Here is a 19,944-nt window from a genome sequence, read left to right as displayed (position 1 = left end):
ACGAAGCGTCCCACTGCCATGGCGCATTGCGGCCACAGCGCCTATATTGGCGGTGACGGTCTGCGCTTCCCGGCAGGAGAGCATTTTCCCCGGGGCCTTAACGATCCTTAGGGAGCTGTCCCTGGGAGAACCCGTGGGTTCTTCCATACGGCGCCCACCTACTTTGTAGGTCTCCGGGATCGACTTCTTCACCGGTTGTGTGGATCGTCACCTCCCTGTCAGGATAAAACCTGCCCACCCGACGCCTGAAAGCGTCGGTTTCCGCGTTGCCGGTGCAACGGCCAATGTGCCAAACACTTGGCGAACGACAGCAGAACGGGCGAACACCGGCATGACTTCCCATCGCGAAATCAAGAAGCTGCTGCGCAAGGAAGCGCTGGCCCGGCGCGACGCGCTCGACCAGTTCTGGCGCATCGAAGCGTCGCTGGAGATGGCGGAGATGGCGCGCGACAATCTGCAGTTCGAGCCCGGCACGATCGTCTCGGGCTTCTGGCCGATGCGATCGGAGGTGGACGTCAGGCCGATGATGTTTGCCCTGCGCGAGCATGGTGCGCGGCTCTGCCTGCCGGCGATCCTCGACAAGCACACGATCGTCTTCCGCGAACTGGTGCGCGGCGCACCGATGGTCGATATGGGTTTTGGCACCGTCGGGCCGCATGAGGAAGCCGAGGTGCTGGATCCCCAGATCATGCTGGTGCCGCTGGCGGCTTTCGACAAACGCGGCCACCGCATCGGCTATGGCGCCGGCTATTACGACCGGGCGATCTCCAAGCTGCAGGACAAGGGCATAGAGCCCAGGCTGATCGGCATCGCCTTCGACTGCCAGGAGGTCGAGCGCGTTCCCGACGAGAACCACGACGTCATCATTCCCGAAATACTGACGGAAAGCGGGCTGCGCCGTTTCGAGCCGGCGTGAGGTGATTGGCCTGCGCGAATCCGCTCCGGGCAAATTCGGCCGGCTCCACTTGCATGATTTCGCAATGGCCCTGTAGAAGCATTTTTCATGAGACTTCTTTTTCTTGGCGACATGGTGGGCAAGGCTGGACGCACTGCGGTGTGGAACCAGCTGCCCGGCCTGATTTCGGATTTCCGGCTCGATTTTGTCATCGTCAACGGTGAGAACGCCGCCGGCGGCTTCGGCATCACCGAGGAGATTTTCCGCGAAACGCTTGCTGCCGGCGCCGATGTAGTGACGACAGGCAATCACGTCTGGGATCAGCGCGAGGCACTGGCCTTTGCGCCGCGCGAGGAACGCTTCCTGCGCCCGGCGAATTTTCCGAAGGGCACGCCGGGACGCGGCTCCGGCCTTTACATCGCCAGGAACGGCGCCCGCGTTCTCGTCTCGAACATCATGGGCCGGGTGTTCATGCATCCTGAACTCGACGACCCGTTCCAGGCCGGAGAGCGGGAACTGGCCGCCTGCCCATTGGGCGAACAGGCGGACGCGGTGGTGATCGACTTCCACGCCGAGGCGACGAGCGAGAAGATGTGCTTTGCCCATTTCGTCGACGGCCGCGCCAGCCTGGTTGTCGGCACACATACCCACCAGCCAACCGCCGACCACCAGATCCTCAATGGCGGCACCGCCTATCTGACCGACGCCGGCATGTGCGGTGACTACGACTCCTCGCTCGGCATGGACAAGGAAGAACCGCTCAACCGGTTCCTGTCCAAGGTGCCGAAGGGCCGCTTCGAGGCGGCCAACGGCCCGGCCACCATCTGCGGCGTCGGCGTCGACATTTCCGACCGCACCGGCCTCGCCGAACGGGTTGCGCCATTGCGTCGCGGGCCTAGGCTCGAAGAAACCGTCCCATCCTTCTGGTCCTGACATTGACGAGGGGCCAGTCGAAACCTACTTGCCCGCCGCACGTCAGCATATGTTAGAGCATGATGCATCTATCCGGATGCACCATGTCTCGGCACTGTAGCATGTGAACGAGCGGCCGCCGGCCGCTCGCATCGTATCCAGAAGAACAACGGGGACACTTAGATGATCGAATTCCTGACGCCGTATTTCGGCTTCATCAACGACCCGACCGCCTGGGTGGCACTGCTGACCCTGATCGCGCTCGAAGTTGTGCTCGGCATCGACAATTTGATCTTCATCTCGATCCTGACCAACAAATTGCCTGAGCACCAGCGCGCCAAAGCGCGGCGGCTCGGTATCGGGGCGGCCCTGATCATGCGCCTGGTGCTTTTGGCCACCATCTCCTTCATCGTCGCGCTGACGGCACCCGTCTTCACGGCCTTCGGCCACGGCTTCTCCTGGCGCGACCTGATCCTGATCGCTGGCGGCCTGTTCCTGGTCTGGAAGGCGACCAAGGAAATCCACCACTCGGTCGATCCCGAGGACCACAAGGACGAGATGGTGTCGCGTACGCTGCAGCTTTCGATGGGCGCTGCGATCTTCCAGATCCTGCTGCTCGACCTGGTGTTCTCGATCGACTCGATCATCACCGCTGTCGGCATGACCGACGAGATCGGCATCATGTACATCGCCGTGATCGTCGCCGTGACCGTGATGCTTTTGGCTGCAACGCCGCTCGCGACCTTCATCGAGAAGAACCCGACGATCGTCATGCTGGCGCTCGGCTTCCTCTTGATGATCGGCATGACGCTGATTGCCGATGGTTTCGGCTATCATGTGCCCAAGGGCTACATCTACGCCGCCATGGGCTTCTCGGCGCTGGTCGAGGGCCTCAACATGCTGCAGCGGAACCGCCGCAGGAAAAGTGGCGGTCACTGATGAACATGACGACGGCGGGCCAAAAGCCCGCCGTTTTCGTCTCGGCCAGCGATTTCACACCGACCGGAACCGGGCTATCATCTGATTCCGGCGCGGCCCACGCCTCCCCCCTCCAGCGGGAAAGTACTGATCGTGCAGGGTGCCTAATCACCGAACCATCTGTTCGAGCACGTGCATAAGGAGGGGTTGCGACGACAGCTCGTATCTGGAGGTTCGCACAATGAAACTATCCGCGCCCATTCCCGTGCTGAAGCGCAAGGCCAGGCTTCTGGCCAGGACGAAGACGATCCCACTTCATCAGGCACTCGACGAGGTGGCAGCCGGCGAAGGCATTGCCGGCTGGAGCCTGCTTGCCGCCAAGGCCGCTGCCGTGCGCCCGGCGGCAAAACTGTTCGCACGGCTCGCTTCCGGCGACATGGTCCTGCTCGGCGCGCGGCCCGGCCAGGGCAAGACGCTGATGGGTCTCGAACTCGCCGTCGAGGCGATGAAATCGGGCCATCGCGGCAGCTTCTTCACGCTCGAATACACTGAAAAGGAAGTGCTCGATCGCTTCCGCGCCATCGGCGCCGACCGGGCGCAGTTTGGCAGCCTGTTTGAGCTCGACAGCTCCGACATCATCAGCGCGGCCCATATCGCCGGGCGCATGGCTTCGGCGCCGCGCGGCACGATGGTGGTGGTTGACTACCTGCAACTGCTCGACCAGAAGCGCGACAATCCGAAGCTGATGGAACAGGTGCGGGCGCTGAGAGCACTGGCGCGCGACAAGGGGCTGATCGTCGTGATGATCTCGCAGATCGACCGCTCCTACGACCCGGCAACGAAGACGATGCCCGACCTCGGCGACGTCAGGCTGCCCAATCCGCTGGATCTCAAGCTGTTCGACAAGGCCTGCTTCCTAGCCAATGGCGAAGTGCGAATCCACTCGGTCTGACAAGACCGGGCGGCGGGAATGCCCGCCGCCCGAACTGTTCCAGCCTCACCAGGCGTCGGGTTCGCGCACCATGTGCACGATGTTGGCCGGGTTCATGATCCAGCCGCCACGGAAGCTTTCGCCGAGCGGCTCGATCGGGTCGCAGCGCACCGCACCGGCATCGCCGAGTTGCTTGAGCGTGCCGGCAAAATCGGGCGTGAACAGCTCCAGCCAGACCTCAGCCTGGCTCATGGTCGGGGCCTCGTCGATCCAGAGCTGGTTCGGGCCGAGCTTGAAGCCAACCGCGGGCAGCTTATCCGGGATACCCTCGAGGCCGACCACGTCGCGGTAAAAGGCGATGGTCGCCTCGTACTGGTGGCTCGGCACCTTCATGGCGATGTTCATGCCGCCTTCGATCTTGGCACCCATTCTCTCTCTCCTCACTTGCGTTCGCCTGTCGTCGGCAATTGGCCGCGCATTTCAGAGGGATAAAAACCCTCGCGCAGGTTGATGCCGTATTCGAGCCAGGCCTTCATCGCCGACAACATTTCCGCCCAGCCCTCGCAGTTGCCGTAGGACGCCTTGCGCCCAACCGCGTCCTCGACCCAGCCGGATTCGCCGATGGTGACGAAGGTCGAGCCATCCTCGAGCACGTCGAAGCCCATCTCGATCCGGGTTTTGTAGGCCGGCTGGCCCTCGGCCACCTCGGCGTCCCAGCGCAGTACGATGCGCTTGTCCAACTCGATCTCGTCGACCTCGACCGGCACCGAACCCCACCAGGTGACGGTGGTTCCGGCGACCAGCGGCGCGCTGGCCCCGTTCAGCGTGGTGAAATAGCCGCTCAGCTTCTTCGGATTGACGACCGCGTCGAACACCTCGTGGACGGGCTTGGCGATACGTCCCGAAACCTTGAACCCCAAGGACATTGTCAGCCTCCTATGCTTGCACACGGCGATAATGTGTTATAAAATTATAACATGTCAAGCGATTCGAAAGACGACAATGTTTTCAAGGCTCTGGCGCATCCGCGCCGGAGATTGATGCTGGACGTGCTGAAGGATGGCGCGCTGACGACGGGCGCCCTGTGCGAGCGTTTCGACGACATGGACCGCTGCACCGTGATGCAGCATCTGAAAGTTCTGGAAGAGGCCGAGCTGGTGGTCGCCCGGCGTGAAGGCCGCGAACGCTGGAACCACCTCAACTCGATGCCGATCAAAGAGATTCACGACCGCTGGATCAGCGAATATGCCAGCCACGCGATGAGCATTCTCGACCGGCTGAAGCTCGACCTGGAAGGCTGAGGCGTCCCGAGCTTTGATGTCAGCTAGTGACCAGGCGATTTCGCCTTCCGCGCCTCGATGGCGGCGCCATGCTCCTTGCCCCAGCTGGCGAGCGGTCCGAGCGCTTCATCGAGCGACTGGCCGAGCGGCGTCGCCGAATACTCGACGCGTGGCGGCAGCTCGTGAAAGATCTCGCGTTGGACGAGGCCGTCGGCCTCCATTTCGCGTAATTGTTGGATCAGCATCTTCTCGCTGATGTCGGGCACCAGCCGCTTGAGCTCGCCGAAGCGGCGCGGCTCGGTGTGCACCAGCCACAGGATCAACGCCTTCCATTTGCCGCCGATGACCTGGAAGGCGGGACCGAGGCCACAACTTTCTGGCTGCGTCTTCGCCAAGAAATCCTCAATTCTCACTTTGAAGTCAGTACCTTACAAAAAGGTAGGTACTTGTTGGAACGAGTTCAATGCATAGGTTCTGCGGCACGCCGCGACTGTCTCGCGGTCCGATTCCAAGAGGATATGACATGGAACCTGTGCTCTTTTACGGCGTGCCGCATGGTTGCTCGTTCGGCTCGATCGTGGCACTCGAATGGCTCGGCCAGCCCTACCGCCTGCACCGCATCGACATGACAGCCAAGCGTTCCCGCACCTTCGCCAGGGTCAACCCGCTCGGTCAGACGCCGGCGATGGTCACCGGGGATGGCGGCACGCTGACCGAAAGCCTGGCGATCCTGCACAACATCGCCGCGCGCGACCTCGACAATGGCCTCGGCTTTGCCCAAGGCAGCAAGGAATTCGACCGGCTGAACTGGATGCTGTCCTACCTGCACACCACGCTGCATTCCGATCTCGGCTATGGCTGGAACGCCTTCAAGCTGGTCGAAGACGACGACGCCGGGCGCAACATGCTGCGCAAGATGGCGCGCGAAAAGGCAGTCATGGACTTCGCCTTCCTGCAGCGCGTGCTCGAAAACAGCGAATGGCTGGTCGGCGACCACAGAACCGTGGCCGACGCCTATTTCATCGGCATCGCGCGCTGGGGCTCGGATCTCGACTTGTTCGACATGGCGAGCGAGTTCCCCGGCATCCACAAGCACATGGCAAAACTCGAAGCCGACCCGGCGGTGATCTTCGCCCATGCCATCGAGGAGGAGCGGGAAGCCGTGTCATTGGGCGGGTTCCGCGGTCACGCCACCGTCGAGGAGCTGGAGCCGCGCATCGCCGCTTGACCTGTCACGCCTCTCGCACCCATCGGTTGCGGAGGCATCAACGCGGCCAGCGAAATGCTTGGACGTGGCCAGCATCTCAATGTACATCAGAAGGAACTTATTAAGCTCGGATAAACGCTTGTTGGCCAACAATCCGAACAGGAACTTGCATACGGACGGGGAATGCTGACTGCCACCCGGGAACTGCCTGTCAGGCCAGACACAGAACCGCAATTTGCGATTGCTCTGATCGTTGCCGGCATCGTCTTCCTCGCATCGTTCTTCGGCATACTGACGCGGCCGATCGGTTTCCTCGCCGCGGTCTGGCCGGCGAACGCCATCCTGCTCGGCATGATGGTGCGCAATCCGAGCTACGCCATGCCACTGGGCTGGCTCGCCGCCTTCGTCGGCTACATCGTGGCTGACCTTTCAACGGGTGGAAACTTCTTCGTCACGCTGTGGCTGACGATCGCCAATATCACCGGTGCGCTGACCGGATACCTGCTGTTCCGGCTGGTGCCGGAGAGCGATCGCTGGCTGCAACGGCCGGCATCGGTGCTGCACCTCTTCGCCATCTGCTGCGCGGTGGCACTGGCCGCCTCGATCGCCGGCGGCGGCGCGGCACGCCTTTTGTTTGGCAAGGACTTCTTCAGCGGCATCACCTTCTGGTTCATCACCGAACTGGTCAACGGCCTGATCATCCTTCCGGTGCTGCTGACCTTCCCCGGCTTCCGCAGGCTGCGCGAGCATTGGCCGGCCGGTCTTTCGCCCGCGCTCTTCCAGCATGCCTTGCCGGCGCTGGTGCTGGTGGCTTCGGTTGGGCTTGCCATCATGCTGGGCGGACCAGGTGCTCTGGCGATGCCCATCCCTGCCCTGCTCTGGTGCTCGCTGACCTACAAGACGTTCACCACCTCGGTGCTGACCATGCTGCTGAGCGTGTGGTTGCTGATCTCGATCCCGGCAAACCTCATCCCGTTGCCGGAACTGCCCGACCCGCTGCGTTCGCTCGACTCGCTGCGGCTCGGCATCGCCCTGATGGCGCTGTGTCCGCTGACTGTTGCCAGCATCAACGCCGCCCGCGTCGAGCTGATCGAACGACTGTCGCGCGCGGCCAACCACGACTCGCTGACCGGCGCGCTGTCACGCGGTGCCTTCATCGAGCGAAGCGAAGCCTGCCTGCAAGCGAACCGGGACCAGGGCACGGCACTGCTGATGCTCGACATCGATCACTTCAAGAACATCAACGACCGATTCGGCCATGCCGGCGGCGACGCGATGCTGAAGGAATTTGTCGTCCTGATCTCCCGTCTGCTTCGCCCGGCCGACCTGTTCGGCCGTATGGGTGGCGAAGAGTTCGCCGTGGTGCTGCCGGGCCTCGACATGATCGCGGCAACCTCGGTCGCCGAGCGCATCCGCCAGACACTTGAAATGCGGGCGATCGAGATGCCGTCGGGCGGCGAGGTGTGGGCCACCGTCAGTATCGGTGTGGCAACGCGCGCGCCGGGGGAATACACCGATTTCGACGACATGATGCTGGCTGCCGACCGCGCGCTCTACGAAGCCAAGGAAGCTGGACGCAACATGGTTCGGGTCGGCGCCCGGCAGCCCGAGGCAACATCGCCGACCTTGAACTGAACGCTGAGGTCAGACACCGTCGAGAATGACGATGGTTGGCCGCGATGGCAGCGACCTCAGTGACACGGTGAGCGAACGGCTGTTGCGGAACTCGACGGCAAAACCATCACCCATCATGCCGGTGAACTCGCCAATCGGGGTGGAATGCCGATGCATCGGAAGGATCATCGACGAATAGAGCCTGGTCGTGATCTCGGTCATCGCATCGATCGACAAGGTCATGCCGCCGTCGATCGGCACCATGACGACGTCGAGCCGGCCGATGGCGCCATAATGTGCGTCCTCGAGCCGGTGATGCAGGTGGCCGAGATGGCCGATGCACAGGCCGGCCACCTCGAAGATGAAGATCGAATTGCCGTCGCGCTCCATCTCGCCAAAGCGCCTGATGTCGGTCGGCACGTTGCGGACATAGACATCGTCGACGACCAGCGCATGCCTGGCAGGCCCGCCCTCGGGGTTCCAGCCGCGCAGGACATGGTCGATGGCCTGGTCCGGCATGTCGGTATAGTGGGTGCGATGTGCCTTGTTCATGGTGACGATGCGCGGCAACGGATTTGTGCCGTAAATGCCGCTGTAATCGGTGGCGATGCGGACGCCGCCCGGCGTCTCGATGACATAGGTCGAGTGGCCGGCATAGGTGATGGAGACGTCGCCATCGACGAACGTCTGGGCCTGATAGAAGCTGGCATAGGTGACGTCGGGCAGCGCCTGCGCGATGGCCATGCATTTGCTCGGCACCGGATCGTCCGCCGCCCATGCCGGGATCGACGCTAAAAGCAGGGTGGCAAGACAGGCGGCGAACAGGCGAAGGGGCATGGCGCTCTCGAGCGTTCGTGGCGAAACGCACTATCCCAGCAGCGGCGTGACGCACGGAGTCACGTTTTCGCGAGGGCCGGGAAGCCCTGAAGTCTGGACGTATTGAGCCGATTTATCTATAAGGCGGCCCATTCAAACACTGCCGAAGCGACAAACAGGGGTCCCATGGCCGGCCATTCACAGTTCAAGAACATCATGCACCGCAAGGGCCGCCAGGATGCGGTGCGGTCCAAGATGTTCTCCAAGCTTGCACGCGAAATCACCGTTGCAGCAAAGACCGGCGTGCCCGACCCCTCGATGAACCCGCGCCTTCGCCTTGCCGTCCAGAACGCCAAGGCGGTGTCGATGCCCAAGGACAACATTGCCCGCGCGATCTCCAAGGCCTCGATGGGCGACGCCGAGAACTACGAAGAAGTGCGCTACGAAGGCTATGGCCCGGGTGGCGTGGCGTTGATCGTCGAGGCGCTGACCGACAACCGCAACCGTTCGGCTTCCAACGTGCGCGCGGCCTTCACCAAGGCCGGCGGCGCGTTGGGCGAAACAGGTTCGGTGTCGTTCATGTGGGACCGCGTCGGTGAAATCGTCTATCCGGCAGGCGCCGGCGACGCCGACAAGGTCATGGACGCGGCCATCGAAGCCGGTGCCGACGACGTTCAGTCGGACGAAGACGGCCACACCATCACCTGCGCTTTCGAAAACCTCAGCGAGGTGTCCAAGGCGCTCGAAAGCTCGCTCGGCGACGCCGAGTCGGTGAAGATCATCTGGAAGCCGCAGAACAACGTCCCCGTCGACGAAGAACGCGCCCAGTCGCTGATGAAGCTGGTCGGCACGCTCGAAGACGACGACGACGTGCAGAACGTCTACGCCAACTTCGAGGTCGACGAGGCGACGCTGGCCAAGCTCAGCGCGGCTTGATTATTGACACGCCCCGGCAAACCCGGGGCGTTTTCATTTGACGCCTTTTCTCGACCTTCGAGGCGCGCTCCGCGGGCGCCTCAGGATGAGGACCGCGGCGTCCGGCGCGACTATGCACTGCCCGTTGCCCGAACGTCGAAAGTGGGCGAATGGGACGAACCTCCCTCATCCTGAGGTGCCCGCGAAGCGGGGCTCGTAAGACGCACAAGAGAGCACCGGGTTGCGAATGACCGACTCCCTCCTGCCCCAGATCCGCATCACCTACTGCACCCAGTGCATGTGGCTGCTTCGTGCCGGCTGGATGGCGCAGGAGCTCTTGTCGACATTCGGCACCGAGCTTGGCGAGGTGACGCTGGTGCCGGGCACGGGCGGCGTGTTTACCATCACCTGCAATGACACGTTGGTGTGGGACCGTAAGCGCGATGGCGGCTTCCCCGACGCGGCCAAGCTGAAACAGCTGGTGCGCGACATCATCGACCCCGAGCGCGATCTCGGCCATTCCGACAGGAAGGGTCACAAGGCCAAGGACCAGGCCTGAGCGCCTGCCCACGGCGAAAATCGCGCAAGAACGCCGCGCCCTGAAACGGCGCCACAGATAAACTCGAATTGCTGAGCAAGCAGGGACATCGCGCCGCGGCATGGCGCGAACCCGGCGGCAGAGCGGAAAGCACCCATGACCACCAAACCACGCATCGCAGTTCTATTCGGCGGACGCTCCTCCGAGCACGACGTCTCGCTCATGTCGGCAAGCAACGTCGTCAAGGCGATCGACGCGTCCAGATACGAGGTCGTGCCTGTCGGCGTCGCCCGCGACGGCCGCTGGTTCCTGGTCGAACTCGACCGCGACGGCGCACTGCCCAAGGCCGTGCCCACCGGGGGCGCCGAGGTGGTGCTGGTGCCGGGCGGCAAAGGGCGGCTGATCGCCCTGCCAGCCGGCGAAGTGCCGTTCGAGCTGCCCCGGGTCGACGTGCTGTTTCCGGTGCTGCATGGCCCGTTCGGCGAGGATGGCGCGGTCCAGGGTTTGGCCGAGGTGGCCGACATTCCTTATGTCGGCTCGGGCGTGCTCGGCTCGGCCAACGCAATGGACAAGGACGTCGCCAAACGGCTGATGAGAGAGGCCGGTGTGCCGGTGGCGCGTGGCGTGACCGTGCATTTCGGTGACCGTCCCACATTCGACGCCATCAAGGCCGAGCTCGGACTGCCTGTTTTCGTCAAGCCGGCGCGGCAAGGCTCATCCGTCGGCGTCAGCAAGGCCGAGACGGCGGAACAGCTGGACAAGGCGCTGGCCGAGGCCTTCAGATATGACCGCAAGGTGTTGATCGAGGAGTTCGTCGACGGCCGTGAGGTCGAGTTTGCCGTGCTCGAGGCGCCAGATGGTTCGCTCTCCGTCTCCGTGCCGGGCGAGATCGCACCTGCGGCGAGCCACGGCTTCTATACCTATGAGGCCAAGTACATCGATGCCGACGGCGCTGCCTTGCGCATCCCGGCGGAACTGCCCGATGCGGCCAAGGCCAGGCTGCAGGAGGTTGCCCGCAGCGCCTTCCTGGCGCTCGGCTGCGAGAGCATGGCGCGCGTCGACTTCTTTGTGAAGGCGGACGGGTCGGCGCTGGTCAACGAGGTCAACACCATCCCCGGCTTCACCAACATCAGCATGTATCCGAAGACCATGGCTGCCTCCGGCGTGCCCTACCCCGATCTGGTCGGAAAGCTGATCGAACACGCCGTGGCGCGCTGGAAGCGCCAAGCCTGAGACCGAGAGGCCGGGTCAACCCCGGCCTTCTTGTTCATGCGGCACGGAAAGCCATGACGAACGACGCCAGCGACACCACGCAGGCGACCGTACGGACATGGTTCCACGGCAGCCACTCGTTGAGATAGCGCGCCCATATCGCGGCACCCTCGGCACTTGCCGGATCGACGGCGGCGAGCGCATCGTTGAGCGGCACGTTGAACACCATCGTCACCAGGAAGCATCCGACCAGATAGGCGACGCTGCCGGCGAGCAGCCAGGCCGAGCCGGTCTCGGCCCAGCCGAAAATCGCCTTGGCGCCGAGGACCAGCGACAGCACCACGAGCCCCATGAACACAAGCATGAACAGCGGGTTGATGATGGTGACGTTGATCTGCTGCATGGCGGCGATGCCTTGCGCGACCGGCAGGCGCGCGAACGACGCCATGATGGTGTTGGAGAAGATGAAGAACAGGCCGGCGGCGATGCCGCTGCCGAGCATGGCGGCGAAGACGAGCGCGGTGAATACGGGCGCGATCATTGTGCTTCTCCCCAGATGCCGGCTGCGGCGGCATTGTTGGCATAGTCTGTGAAGTCGCGCGCGGCGCGGCCGAGCGCGCGGCTGACGTCGTCCACAACATGCTCATTGCGGCCATCGAGAACCTCGGTGAACAGCATCATCAGGAGTTCGACGAGGTCCCCAGGCAGTTGCGCTGCGGCGAGGCCGGCCTTGAAGTCTGCGGCGCCGATCTCGACGAAGCGGATGTCGCGGCCGGCGACCGTGGCGATTTCTGCGATGGCCTCGGCGACGGTCAGCAGCCGCGGACCGGTAAGTTCATAGAGCTGACCGATGTGGCGGTCGTCCGTGAAGGCTGCGACCGCGACGTCGGCGATGTCGTCGGCATCGATGAAGGGCTCTCCGACAGCCCCCACCGGCAAGGCCACCTCTCCCGCCATCACGGCGTCGAGCACAATACCCTCGCTGAAATTCTGCATGAACCAGCTGCAGCGCAGCACAGTCCAGTCGGCGCCAGACTGCCTGACCCTTTCCTCGGCGCGCTGTGCCTCGGGTTCGCCGCGGCCGGACAGAAGCACCAGGCGCTTCACGCCCAAACCGACGGCGAGGTCGGCGAAGGCGCCGATGACCTCGGCCGCACCGGGCGCTGCAAGGTCGGGATAATAGGAGATGTAGACGGCGTCGACACCCTCGAGCGCGGGGGCCCAGCTCGCGCGGTTCTCCCAGTCGAAGGACGGGCGGGCAGCACGCGAGCCGATACGGACGGGCAGGCCTTGCGCTGCAAGCTGGTCGGCGATGCGGCGTCCGGTCTTGCCGGTGCCGCCAAGGATGAGAATGGGCTTCATGTCATGCTGGGATGCGGTCATTTTGGCCTCCTTCGCTAATGTGAGTAATCCTCACATTTGCAAATGTGATAAACCCTCATATTATGCAGGTCAAGCGGAATCGTTGCGGGCGAGAAACCATGGAAACGATCGAAGACAGCTCGGGTCAGGCGCTGCGGCGCGCGCCGAGCCAGAAACGCAGCCAGGAGCGCGTCGAGCGCATGCTGCAGGCGGCGAGCGGGCTGATTGCGGAGGCCGGCAGCGACGCCATGCGCATGGGCGAGATCGCCGAGCGCGCCGGCGTATCGATCGGCTCGCTTTACCAGTACTTCCCCGACAAGGGCGCGATCATCCGCACACTGGCCGAGCGCTACAACGCCGAAGGCCGCGCCTGCATTTCAGACGGGCTCGCCGGGGTGAGCGACATGAAGGGACTGATCGAGGCCTTTGGCGACCTGATCGACGTCTATTACGGCATCTTCCTGGCCGAGCCGGTGATGCGCGACATCTGGTCAGGGACCCAGGCCGACAAGGCGCTGCGCGACGTCGACCTGCGCGACTCCAGGGCCAATGGCGCACTGCTGGCCGAGGCCTGGCACCGCGTTGCTACAGGCGCCGAGGCGGCCCAGATCGAGCGCAAGGCGTTTCTCATCATGTCGCTCGGCGAGGCGACGATGCGGCTGGCGATCTCCGTCGAGCGGGTCGAGGGCGATGCCTTGGTGGCCGACTACAAGAGAATGGCGCTACGAGAGATCGCGGCGTCCTGACCTTCGGGCGAGGACAAACCGAAGGCTAAGCGCCTAAACTGCGCCGAATTGCGTTTGGAGCATCCCGGCCCGCTCATCCTCATCACAGAGCGCAAGGCGCGCCAGTGATAGCTGCTTGCGGTGCAAGGCAACGACTGCCAAGGCGCAGGATACGATCCTTGGCTCTGACTCGGTCCCCAAGTCGCGCAGGGCCAGCTCAAAGAGACGTTGCCATGCCTCGGCATAGGCGCGGTCCAGCCATTCTGGGATCAGAGGGTTTCGCAGAAAGACCAGCCGCGCCTCTTCTATCGTTGCGGCCAGACCGTAGAGTCCCCAGTGGGCGGGCTGGTGTCGGGCGGAAAGTCTGACGAGCTCAGGGACAGCTGCATAGGACGCCTCGCCGATATCGCCCTGATGGTGCAGTTCGTTCAGGAGTTCGTTCCAGGCCGCGCTGTCATTGTAGTGCTCGGCGAGATACCGAGTGCCCGCCGGGGATCATAGGTGACCTTGTATCCACCCGTCAGGCCAGTCCATCGTTCATCACTCAAGTCCCGCATGGCTCTGTCTCACGAAACGGGACGTGCGATGATTAGCTCGGTCGGCGACAACAAAAAAACCCGCCATGAGGGCGGGTTCTTGTATTCTTGGAAGCGGGTCGGCTTAGATGCCGAGGCCTTCGTAGCGCTTCTTGAACTTCGACAGACGGCCGCCGCGGTCGAGCAGGTTGTGCTGGCCGCCGGTCCAGGCCGGGTGCGTGGTCGGGTCGATATCGAGGTTCATCGTATCGCCTTCCTTGCCCCAGGTGGAGCGGGTCAGGTATTCGGTGCCATTGGTCATGACAACCTTGATGGTGTGGTAGTCGGGATGGATATCGGCTTTCATCGCTCTGTTCCTGCTGTCGCGGCGCGGCTTGCGCAGGTATCCTGCGGCGATGCGCCTCTTTCGAAAATTCGAAGCCACGGCTAGATAGGCCACGGCTTCAGAAACGGTCGGCGTGCCTATACATCAGCCGATTTCGAATCACAAGGCCGCGCAGCCGGCAAATGGCCCGCGGCCGAGAGGGAATTGACATGGCGAACACAATAACGGCCGCCAATGAACAGCGCCGACGTTCGCTCCGTCCACTGAGCAGGCTTTCGCCCTATCTCTACCGTTATCCCAGGCTGGTCGTCGGCGCCATCATTTCGCTGGTCGCCGCCGCCGTCACCACGCTGACGCTGCCGATCGCCGTGCGCCGGATGATCGACCACGGCTTCTCTTCGGCCGATTCGAGCTTCATCGCCAAATATTTCGCCATGCTGGTGGCGATCGCCGCACTGCTCGCCCTGGCCTCGGCCTGCCGCTACTATTTCGTCATCACGCTCGGCGAGCGCGTCGTCTCCGACATCCGCCGCGACGTCTTTTCGCACGTCACCTCGCTCTCGCCAGCCTTCTTCGACACGGCGATGTCGGGCGAGATCGTGTCACGGCTCGCCGCCGACACGACCCAGATCAAGTCGGCCGTCGGCGCCACCGCCTCCGTCGCCCTGCGCAACGTCATCCTCGGCCTCGGCGCGCTCGCCATGATGGTGGTGACGAGCCCGAAACTGTCTGGCCTGGTCATCGCTGCGATCCCTCTGATCGTGCTGCCTTTGGTCGCCTTCGGTCGCTCGGTGCGGCGCAAGTCGCGGCTGGCGCAGGACACGCTTGCCGACGCGACGGCCTTTGCCAGCGAACAGATCGGCGCCATCCGCACGCTGCAGGCCTTCACCAACGAAAAGCTGGTGACGGGCCGATTCGCTGCCGCCGTCGAGACCGCCTTCAACGCCGCCCGCGCCTCGGTGCTGGCCCGCGCCGTGCTGACCTTTTTCGCCATCTTCACCATCTTCGCCTCGGTCGTCGCCGTGTTGTGGTTCGGTTCGCGCGACGTGCTTGACGGCACGCTGTCACCCGGCACGCTCGGCCAGTTCCTGCTTTATTCGGTGTTCGCCGCCGGCGCGCTCGGGGCGCTGTCGGAGGTGTGGGGCGAACTCAGTTCGGCCGCAGGTGCTGCCGAACGCATCACCGAAATTCTGGCCGAACGGCCGACCGTCGCCGCACCGGCAATTCCCGTCGCCCTGCCCGCCAGGAGCAGCGGCGCGATCGAATTCCGCGACGTGACCTTCTCTTACCCTGTACGCCCCGACCGCGCCGCAGTGCATGAGCTGAGCTTCGCGGTGAAGCCGGGAGAGACTGTCGCCATCGTCGGCCCGTCGGGAGCCGGCAAGAGCACGGTGTTTTCGCTTCTGCTGCGCTTCTACGATCCCGAAGCCGGTGCTGTGCTGATCGACGGCGTCGACCTCAAGCAGGCCGACCCGCAGGCCGTGCGCGACCGCATCGCCATCGTGCCGCAGGACGTGACGGTCTTTGCCAGCACGGCAGGCGAGAACATCGGCTTCGGCCGGCCCGGTGCCTCGCAGGCCGACATCGTCAAGGCAGCCGAGGCAGCCCTTGCCGACGAGTTCATCGAGAAGCTGCAGGACGGCTATGACACCGAAGTCGGCGAACGTGGCGTCACGCTCTCCGGCGGTCAGCGCCAGCGCATCGCCATTGCCCGCGCCATCCTGCGCGACGCGCCGATCCTGTTGCTCGACGAGGCGACCTCGGCGCTGGACGCCGACAGCGAGCGGCAGGTGCAGACCGCGCTCGAGCATCTGATGCAGGGCCGCACGACCATCGTCATCGCGCACAGGTTGGCAACGGTACTGAAGGCCGACCGCATCCTGGTCATGGATGGCGGCCGCATTGTCGAGGAAGGCACGCATGCCAGCCTCGTCGCTAAGGGTGGCATCTATGCCCGCCTCGCCAAGCTGCAGTTCGACACCGGTGCCAGCGCCTTCCAGGGCGCCGCGGAATAACGCCTCACAGGAAGGTCGCGATCTCCGACAGCGGACGCTTCTCCGTGGCATGCAAGGGGATAGTGGCGCCCTCCTTGGGATAGCCGACGACCATCAGGATGTAAGGCTTGTCGTGCGGGTCGCGGCCGCAGATCTGGTTGAGGAAGCTCATCGGGTTCGGCGTGTGTGTCAGCGTCGCAAGGCCGGCGCGGTGCAGCGCGGCGATCAGGAAGCCGGTGGCGATGCTGACCGATTCGGGCACGTAATAGTTCTTGCGCGAGACACCGTCGGCCGAGCGGCTCTTGCGCTCGCCGAAGATGCAGATCAGCCAGGGCGCCTCTTCCAGGAAGGGCTTGGAGGCATCGGTACCGAGCGGCGCCAGCGCCTTCAGCCACTCCTCGCCGGCGCGGCCCTCGTAGAAAGCACGCTCCTCGATCTCGGCTGCCTCGCGTATCTGGCGCTTGATTTCGGCGTCACCGATGACGGCGAAATGCCAGGGCTGGTGATTGGCGCCGTTGGGTGCGGTACCGGCTGCCATGATGCAGGTTTCGATGATATCGCGCGGCACCGGCCGGGTCGAAAAATCACGCACGGTGTGGCGTGTGCGGATTTCGTCATAAAACGACTGCGCGCCGGCGCGCATCTCTTCGACCGGCTTTTCCTTGTAGTCGGGCAGCGGCAGCGTGCGATAGGCGTGCGCGGTTGAGACGGTCATATGTTCCTCCCCAGGATTCTCGATTGCGGCGACATTCTCCAATGCCACCGCTCGCGTCAACGGGGATCGGCGGGGATCGGCGACGCCGTGACCGGCGTCGCCTTACTCCACGTCTAGAACTTGACGCCGAGGCTTGCCTTGACGCCGTGGTCGCGGGCGCCGTTGGCGACTTGGCCGTTGTAGCTCAAAGCGAGATTGGCCTTGGGCGAGACGGCGAAGTCGAGGCCGGCTTCGATCAGCAGCGCATCACGGGCAATCGGCGCGCCATGGACGGTGAAGCTGTCACCGCCGGCGGCGAAGGCAACCGTCGAGGCAGGCGTGACATCGCCGAAGGCGTGGCGCCAGCCAAGACCGCCGCGCACCGTCGCCTTGGCATCGCCAAGGTTGAAGTCGGTTGCTGCGCGCAGGCCGAGCGTCGTCGTGGTGCTGTCGAAGCTTTTGTCGGCGCTGGTCAGCGCCGCCGAACCACCGGTTTCGGTGAAGCCGTCGGTCGAGGTCGAGACGTAAGCGAGGCCGGCGAAAGGCTCGAAGGCGACGCGGCCCAGTTCGACCTTGTAGCCCGTTTCGACAAAGGCCTGCGCCGTGCCGGCGTCGTAGCTGGCCTTGAGCGTTTCGGTGAGACCGGGGAACGAGACCGTGCGGCTCGTGTCGATCGCATGCCTGGTGTAGGAGGCTCCGGCACGCAGCGCGACGGCGCCGAAATGGCGACCGCCATAGATGCCGACATGGAAGTTGTCGCTGTCGCCTGAGGCTGCAGCGCCGTCGGCGTCGAAGCTGGTGCGGCTGTAGCCGCCGAGCAGGCCGAGACGCCAGCCGTCACCGACGACGGTGTCGCCGCCGGCAACCAGGCCGCCGCTCGAATGCTTGAAGCCGCCCGAATTGCCGTCGCCGTCGAACGAGCCCCAGTTGCCCAGCGCCTGGCCCCAGACGACGAAGCGGTCGGTGTCGGCTGCAACCAGTTCGAGCCCGCCCTCGCCATAACCCATGACGGGCAGGTCGGGTGCGGCGACATCGCCGAAGGCCGAGCGCACGCGGTCATTGGCGAACTCGCCGAGGAACTGGCTGGTCTGCGTCGTGCCGCCGCTGACCGAGGCATGAACGTCGCCGGCGAGCTGTTCGAGCGCGTCGCGCGCCTCGTCCTCGTCGGTCGACATCAGCAGGGCCGAGCGCACCGGATTGCCGCTCGGTAGGCTGTCGACGGCGCCGGCGACAGCCGACTGGTTCGGCGACTCGGCGACCTCTTCGACCGACAGATCGTTGCGGCTGAGCGCCAGTGTCACATCGTTGCCGTCGCCACCGGTATAGCTGATGAGATGATTGAGGAAGAGCAGGTTGTTGAGGTTACCGACCGAGGCGAAGGTTCCGGTGACGGCGTCACCGCCATCATTGGCGATGATCGTGAACGGCCCGTTGAGCGGATCCCAGCCTCCGGCCGGGCTCGGGTCGTTGGGCGTCAGCGACAGGTTCAGCGTCGCACCCGATATGTCGACTGTACCGTTGACCGTGAGCCTGTCGGCCGTCGTCGGCGTCGCCTCGATCTCGAGGACGCCGTTGTTGACGTAGTTGCCGGTGATGGTCTGGGTGTGGACGAGGCCAGTCGTCGCAGGATTGGCCGTATCACCGACGGCATGCGTTGCACCCGACGCGATCGTCACATTGCCGATCACCGTGCCGCTGCCGCCGAACCGCGCGCCCGAGTCTACCAAGACGGGCCCCGCCAGTTTGCCGCTGCCCTTATAGCCGACATTCAGCATGCCGGTGTTTACGAACGTCTCGCCTGTGAAAGCGGAACTGTCGCCACTCAGCGTTATGGTCCCGGCACCCTGCTTGAAGAAAGCGCCAGCGCCAGCGAGCTTGCCGTTCAAGCGCTGATTGTTGGACATGTTGGAGATCAGCTTGCTGCCGGCATCGATGGTGATCGTGCCACCGGCATTGGCGAGCCAGCTGCTCGTGCCGCCGGCGCCGAACTGCAGCGTGCTGCCATTGGTGATCAGCACAGTGCCGCTGCCGCTGTTTGACCCCGTAAGCGTCAGCTTTCCGCCGCCGACATGCTCGAATGCGCCTGGACCAGTAATGTTGCCGGCGAAGGTGACGCCGTCGGAACGGTCGAAGACAACAGCGCCATAGTTGAGTATTGCGCCGGCGATGGAGCCGCTCGTCCCGCCATCGCCGATCTGAAGCGTGGCGCCGTCGCTGACGCCAGTGCTGCCGAGATAGGTGTTCGCCCCGGTGAAGATCTGCTTGGTGCCGCTGATGTTGAGGCCACCATTGCCCGAGATCACGCCCGAGAAGGTCCCATTGGCGGCCGTTAGGGACAAGGACCTCTCACCAAGCACGACCTGGCCCGATCCGCCCAAGGCCTTGATGCTCGCACCCCCGTCGGTCGCCGAGATATCGAAAGTCCCGTCGACGGTCACGCCACTGGAGGCGCTGATGCTGCTGTTGCGGATCAGTTGCAGCGTCGTGCCGGAACCGATGGTCGTCGCGCCGGTATAGGTGTTTGCCCAGTCGCTGAACTTCAGCGTGCCGCCGCCGACGATGTCGAGATCGGCCGAGCCTTTCACGATCATGCCGATCTCGGCGGTAATGCCGGTGCCAACATTGATCGTCGCCGTGCCGCCTACCGGCGCCAGGGTAAGCGAGTCGGAAGCGGTCGCCGTAAGCCTGTAGCCGCTGCCGGTGAAACGAAGCGTGTCAAAGTTCTGGTGACCCTGAACGCTTATCCCGCCGCCGGTTCCGCCGAACACGGCAGTGCCACCGGCCCAGGCGCCGTTGATCGCACCACCCATGTCGGTCCAGTTGGTGCCGCTCGTGCTCCAGGTGCCGCCACCGCCTTCGATGATGATCGGAAGAGTGGAAGGACCATCCCAATACTGGTCGGCAGCGCTAGCCGGAGATGCGGCGCCGAGCACGACCGCCACTGCGGCAAGCATCACAAGCGCCGTTCCCGCACGCAAGGCAGAGGTACGGGCGAGCGGCCTGCTCGACGGACGATTGGAAGAAATTCGGGCGTCAAAACGAATGCGCGCAGCCGAGCTGCGGTCAATAA

The 19,944-nt window shown here is 64.0% G+C and carries 21 protein-coding genes and 1 other RNA gene; 13 read left to right on the top strand and 9 right to left on the bottom strand.

Annotated elements, in window-relative coordinates; all coding sequences use genetic code 11:
- Nucleotides 1-54 precede the first annotated feature (54 nt).
- The 5 genes from ssrS (at nucleotide 55) to SLT36_RS06560 (ending at nucleotide 3,677) form a co-directional block, all read left to right on the top strand.
- Nucleotides 55-210: non-coding RNA, 6S RNA (gene ssrS / locus SLT36_RS06580), on the top strand.
- A gap of 121 nt (nucleotides 211-331) precedes the next feature.
- Entirely contained in the window at nucleotides 332-916 is a 585-nt protein-coding gene (locus SLT36_RS06575; RefSeq protein WP_432286387.1) for a 5-formyltetrahydrofolate cyclo-ligase, read from the top strand.
- Between the two features lie 87 nt (nucleotides 917-1,003).
- Nucleotides 1,004-1,828 (top strand): TIGR00282 family metallophosphoesterase, encoded by an 825-nt coding sequence (locus SLT36_RS06570; RefSeq protein ID WP_067956925.1) that lies wholly within the window; start codon nucleotides 1,004-1,006, stop codon nucleotides 1,826-1,828.
- Nucleotides 1,829-1,990: 162 nt separating this feature from the next.
- Nucleotides 1,991-2,746 carry a TerC family protein gene (locus tag SLT36_RS06565; protein WP_432286386.1) on the top strand — a complete coding sequence of 252 codons (756 nt, stop codon included), beginning with the start codon at nucleotides 1,991-1,993 and terminating at the stop codon, nucleotides 2,744-2,746.
- A 220-nt stretch (nucleotides 2,747-2,966) separates the two neighbouring features.
- Nucleotides 2,967-3,677 carry a DNA helicase gene (locus SLT36_RS06560; RefSeq protein ID WP_432286385.1) on the top strand — a complete coding sequence of 237 codons (711 nt, stop codon included), beginning with the start codon at nucleotides 2,967-2,969 and terminating at the stop codon, nucleotides 3,675-3,677.
- A gap of 45 nt (nucleotides 3,678-3,722) precedes the next feature.
- On the opposite strand, the gene SLT36_RS06555 is transcribed toward SLT36_RS06560, so the two are convergent.
- Complete coding sequence (locus tag SLT36_RS06555; protein ID WP_432286384.1) at nucleotides 3,723-4,085, bottom strand: VOC family protein; 363 nt, start codon at nucleotides 4,083-4,085, stop codon at nucleotides 3,723-3,725.
- A gap of 11 nt (nucleotides 4,086-4,096) precedes the next feature.
- Nucleotides 4,097-4,582, bottom strand: a complete 486-nt coding sequence (locus tag SLT36_RS06550; RefSeq protein ID WP_432286383.1) for an SRPBCC domain-containing protein — start codon at nucleotides 4,580-4,582, stop codon at nucleotides 4,097-4,099.
- Between the two features lie 51 nt (nucleotides 4,583-4,633).
- Between SLT36_RS06550 and SLT36_RS06545 the strand changes: the two genes are divergently transcribed.
- Nucleotides 4,634-4,957, top strand: a complete 324-nt coding sequence (locus SLT36_RS06545) for an ArsR/SmtB family transcription factor (RefSeq protein WP_067956912.1) — start codon at nucleotides 4,634-4,636, stop codon at nucleotides 4,955-4,957.
- A gap of 23 nt (nucleotides 4,958-4,980) precedes the next feature.
- Here the strand turns inward: SLT36_RS06545 and SLT36_RS06540 are convergent, their stop codons facing one another.
- Nucleotides 4,981-5,331: a winged helix-turn-helix transcriptional regulator gene (locus SLT36_RS06540; RefSeq protein WP_432286382.1), complete on the bottom strand. Its 351-nt coding sequence runs from the start codon at nucleotides 5,329-5,331 to the stop codon at nucleotides 4,981-4,983.
- 128 nt (nucleotides 5,332-5,459) lie between these two features.
- Between SLT36_RS06540 and SLT36_RS06535 the strand changes: the two genes are divergently transcribed.
- Nucleotides 5,460-6,164, top strand: a complete 705-nt coding sequence (locus SLT36_RS06535) for a glutathione S-transferase family protein (RefSeq protein WP_432286381.1) — start codon at nucleotides 5,460-5,462, stop codon at nucleotides 6,162-6,164.
- A 162-nt stretch (nucleotides 6,165-6,326) separates the two neighbouring features.
- Nucleotides 6,327-7,778, top strand: a complete 1,452-nt coding sequence (locus tag SLT36_RS06530; protein WP_432286380.1) for a diguanylate cyclase — start codon at nucleotides 6,327-6,329, stop codon at nucleotides 7,776-7,778.
- Nucleotides 7,779-7,787: 9 nt separating this feature from the next.
- Here SLT36_RS06530 and SLT36_RS06525 read toward each other — a convergent pair whose 3' ends face one another.
- Nucleotides 7,788-8,594, bottom strand: a complete 807-nt coding sequence (locus SLT36_RS06525; RefSeq protein WP_432286379.1) for an MBL fold metallo-hydrolase — start codon at nucleotides 8,592-8,594, stop codon at nucleotides 7,788-7,790.
- A 165-nt stretch (nucleotides 8,595-8,759) separates the two neighbouring features.
- Between SLT36_RS06525 and SLT36_RS06520 the strand changes: the two genes are divergently transcribed.
- From SLT36_RS06520 to SLT36_RS06510, 3 genes are all read left to right on the top strand, one after another.
- Complete coding sequence (locus SLT36_RS06520) at nucleotides 8,760-9,509, top strand: YebC/PmpR family DNA-binding transcriptional regulator (RefSeq protein WP_432286378.1); 750 nt, start codon at nucleotides 8,760-8,762, stop codon at nucleotides 9,507-9,509.
- Between the two features lie 226 nt (nucleotides 9,510-9,735).
- Entirely contained in the window at nucleotides 9,736-10,047 is a 312-nt protein-coding gene (locus tag SLT36_RS06515) for a SelT/SelW/SelH family protein (protein ID WP_067956897.1), read from the top strand.
- Nucleotides 10,048-10,182: 135 nt separating this feature from the next.
- Entirely contained in the window at nucleotides 10,183-11,259 is a 1,077-nt protein-coding gene (locus SLT36_RS06510; protein ID WP_432286377.1) for a D-alanine--D-alanine ligase family protein, read from the top strand.
- Between the two features lie 34 nt (nucleotides 11,260-11,293).
- Here the strand turns inward: SLT36_RS06510 and SLT36_RS06505 are convergent, their stop codons facing one another.
- Both SLT36_RS06505 and SLT36_RS06500 read right to left on the bottom strand, forming a co-directional pair.
- Complete coding sequence (locus SLT36_RS06505) at nucleotides 11,294-11,779, bottom strand: DUF1772 domain-containing protein (RefSeq protein ID WP_432286376.1); 486 nt, start codon at nucleotides 11,777-11,779, stop codon at nucleotides 11,294-11,296.
- Nucleotides 11,776-12,621, bottom strand: a complete 846-nt coding sequence (locus SLT36_RS06500) for an NAD(P)H-binding protein (RefSeq protein WP_432286375.1) — start codon at nucleotides 12,619-12,621, stop codon at nucleotides 11,776-11,778. The genes SLT36_RS06505 and SLT36_RS06500 overlap by 4 nt, the downstream gene beginning before the upstream one ends.
- A gap of 98 nt (nucleotides 12,622-12,719) precedes the next feature.
- Here SLT36_RS06500 and SLT36_RS06495 point away from each other — a divergent pair, with 98 nt between their 5' ends.
- A complete protein-coding gene (locus SLT36_RS06495; protein ID WP_432286374.1) occupies nucleotides 12,720-13,346 on the top strand; it encodes a TetR/AcrR family transcriptional regulator in 627 nt (208 codons plus the stop codon).
- Between the two features lie 639 nt (nucleotides 13,347-13,985).
- Here the strand turns inward: SLT36_RS06495 and rpmE are convergent.
- Nucleotides 13,986-14,207, bottom strand: coding sequence for a 50S ribosomal protein L31 (gene rpmE, locus SLT36_RS06490; RefSeq protein WP_067956883.1), 222 nt, complete (start codon nucleotides 14,205-14,207; stop codon nucleotides 13,986-13,988).
- A 188-nt stretch (nucleotides 14,208-14,395) separates the two neighbouring features.
- Between rpmE and SLT36_RS06485 the strand changes: the two genes are divergently transcribed.
- Nucleotides 14,396-16,201: an ABC transporter transmembrane domain-containing protein gene (locus SLT36_RS06485; protein WP_432286373.1), complete on the top strand. Its 1,806-nt coding sequence runs from the start codon at nucleotides 14,396-14,398 to the stop codon at nucleotides 16,199-16,201.
- A 4-nt stretch (nucleotides 16,202-16,205) separates the two neighbouring features.
- On the opposite strand, the gene SLT36_RS06480 is transcribed toward SLT36_RS06485, so the two are convergent.
- Both SLT36_RS06480 and SLT36_RS06475 read right to left on the bottom strand, forming a co-directional pair.
- Nucleotides 16,206-16,895, bottom strand: coding sequence for a nitroreductase family protein (locus tag SLT36_RS06480; RefSeq protein ID WP_432286372.1), 690 nt, complete (start codon nucleotides 16,893-16,895; stop codon nucleotides 16,206-16,208).
- Between the two features lie 113 nt (nucleotides 16,896-17,008).
- On the bottom strand, nucleotides 17,009-19,828 hold the full coding sequence (locus tag SLT36_RS06475; RefSeq protein ID WP_432286371.1) for an autotransporter outer membrane beta-barrel domain-containing protein: 2,820 nt from the start codon (nucleotides 19,826-19,828) through the stop codon (nucleotides 17,009-17,011).
- Nucleotides 19,829-19,944: the final 116 nt, after the last annotated feature.

Origin of the sequence: Aminobacter sp. BA135 (genome assembly GCF_050859125.1) — a bacterium.
Taxonomy (GTDB): domain Bacteria; phylum Pseudomonadota; class Alphaproteobacteria; order Rhizobiales; family Rhizobiaceae; genus Aminobacter; species Aminobacter ciceronei.
Note: the sequence above shows the minus strand (reverse complement) of the source record. Positions and strands in the feature narration are given on the sequence as shown.